The organism is Kitasatospora sp. NPDC001603, from assembly GCF_040298365.1.
In the GTDB taxonomy this organism is placed as follows: domain Bacteria; phylum Actinomycetota; class Actinomycetes; order Streptomycetales; family Streptomycetaceae; genus Kitasatospora.
This window is the reverse complement of the sequence record NZ_JBEPAA010000180.1, coordinates 1-2,301: the sequence shown is the minus strand read 5'-3', so window position 1 is coordinate 2,301 and position 2,301 is coordinate 1. Positions and strand designations below refer to the sequence as shown.

At 72.3% G+C, this 2,301-nt stretch carries 2 protein-coding genes; both read right to left on the bottom strand.

What is annotated here, in order from left to right:
* Positions 1-95 precede the first annotated feature (95 nt).
* Positions 96-1,466: a replication protein Rep gene (gene rep, locus ABT263_RS38685; protein WP_351386713.1), complete on the bottom strand. Its 1,371-nt coding sequence runs from the start codon at positions 1,464-1,466 to the stop codon at positions 96-98.
* Between the two features lie 628 nt (positions 1,467-2,094).
* Positions 2,095-2,265, bottom strand: coding sequence for a hypothetical protein (locus ABT263_RS38680; protein ID WP_010889914.1), 171 nt, complete (start codon positions 2,263-2,265; stop codon positions 2,095-2,097).
* Between the last annotated feature and the right edge of the window lie 36 nt (positions 2,266-2,301).

Genomic DNA, 2,301 nt, shown 5'->3' with positions numbered 1-2,301 from the left:
TTACTCCCGCGGCTTCCACCCCGGCCGCGGCCGCCGCGTACCACACCGCCCCCCGCCGTACGTCACCGGTTTGACGTACGGCGGGGGGGAGCGAGTTAGTGCGAAGTGGGCCCACTTGCGAGCCGGGCGATGTGCCGGGCGGCCCGCTCCTGGCGGTCGTCGGCGTCGTCGTCCTGGTCGTCGTCCTGCTCTCGCCGTCGGCGTGCAGTTGCTTCCTCGCGGCGCTGGGCGAGGGCGGCGAGCATGTCGGCGTACGCCTCGGCCACCTCCCCCGCCGTGAGCACCACCACTGTGTCGGCCGCGTCGGCCAGCGCCAGGACCTCCCGCACCCGTTCGCCCACGGCCGCCGAATCCTCGTTGCCGTCCTTGCCTTCGGCGGCCCGGGTCGCCTCGAGGTCGAGGGCGCGGCGGGTGACCGCGTGCCATCCGTCCTCGGTCACGGCGACCCCGGCCCGCAGCTCCCCGCCGTCGGCGTCGGCCGCCAGGAGCAGATCGAGGTCGTCGGCCTCGGTGTCGCCGCCGTCGAGCCCGAGCATCTGCCGCAGGTAGCGGGTCCATTCGATGGCCCGGCGTCCCCGGGTTGCCCGCTCGTACTCGTGCCAGCGCGAGAGGTTCCACTCCAGCGAGCCGACCCCGGCGGCGTCGTCCTCGGTCATGCCGCCGGTCAGGTCCCCGATCCGTCCGAGGAGTTCGAACGGGGCGACGTTCCCGCCGGTCGCCGTCTTGAGGTCGGCGCGGGCGAGTTCGAGGGCGGGCGCCTTCCCGTCCTGGGTCTTGGCGATGTACTCGGCGAGGTCGTTGGCGTCGCGCTCGGTCTCCAGCCGCTTGAAGTCGACGCCGTGCCGGTCGTCGGGCGTGAAGGCGGGGTTGACCTTGCGCAGGGCGGCGGTCCACACGGACCGCCAGTGCCCCTGCCACTCGTCGAGCGCGGCGCCGGTCGGCTCGAAGGTGGCGACGATCTGCTTCGCGGACCGCTCCCCCTCGGTCCGGCCGCCGACCAGGACGATCGCGTGGATGTGCGGGTGCCAGCCGTTGATCTGCCCCACGGTGACTTCGGTCGCGCGGATCATGCCGACGTACCCGATCCGGTCTCGGATGCCCTCGCGGTCGGCGGCCCGGTGCCCGTCCTTGGCCCGGCGTCCGGCCCACGTGCCGCCCGTGATCAGTCGCTGGTAGGCGCCCGGCCGCCGGGGGCTGTCCGGCGTCTTCCGGGTGCCCTGGAGGGCGTCCATGAGGTCCGCGAGCCGGTCCGTGTGCCCATGGCGGGCCGTGAAGGTGACCAGGTAGGCGGTCCCCCCGCGCTTGATCCACTCGACCACGGCGGCGGTGATCTCCTCGGCCCGCTTGTGCCGGATCGTGGCGGCGCAGACCGGGCAGAGCCAGATCCGCCCGCACCGCATCAGGCCCAGGACCACGGACGTTCCGGCCGCCGTCTGGGCGACGATTACGCCGGAGGCAGGGTCCATCAGGGCGCGGCCGCAGCCCTTGCACGCGGCGTCCCCGCTGATCCGCCACAGCGTCCGGCGGCGGCTGTACCGGGCGGCTTTCCGCAGTCGGGCAGCGTCGCTCCGCGACGTGCTTCCTACTTCCGAGAGGCTGTCGCCTCTCGGGCTCTCCCCATCCACCCCGTCCGGAGAAACCGCAGGTCGGAGGGGTGCGGGAAACTCTGTTGTTTCTTTCCCAAGGTGTTCGCTTTTGCCTCGGGCGGCATCTCGCGTCACACGCGCGATCGCCCGCTTCGCTGCCATCCGGCAGCGGTCTGAGCAGTAGATACGCGGCCGTTTGCCCGGTGTGTGGGCAATTGCGGTCCCGCAGTGGCAGCGGGGCCCGGCGGGCCGATCTGGCAATGCCTCGGCATCGCTCCGTACTCTGGGCACGAGCAACGTTCCTGTCTCGCCCGGCTAAGGGGCGCGAGTCTGGGAGCGGACGGGTCGGAGGTGCGAAGTCCGGCCCGTTGCTCTTTGGTCTGGTGGGAATCCTGGCACCAATCGGGCCAGAGGTTCCCTCCGCCACTCCCGACGCCCCTTGGGGCTGGTGTGACTTGGAGGGCCGAAGAGAGCCCCGCCGGTGATCCGGCGGGGCTTTGACGTGCGGTCAGTGCGTGTGTCGGCGAGCGATGGCCACGAGGCCCTGGAAGCCGAGCGGTCCGGCGAAGTCGGCCCAGTCGCAACCGGGCTCAGCGCAGTGGGCGGACCAGCCACCGCCGTTGGGGTCCTGGACCAGGTTCACGGTCCCCTCGGTCAGGCGTCCGTCGAAGTCGGTCATGGTCGGTCTCCTGGTGGGTGGGGGCGGGGCGCCAGC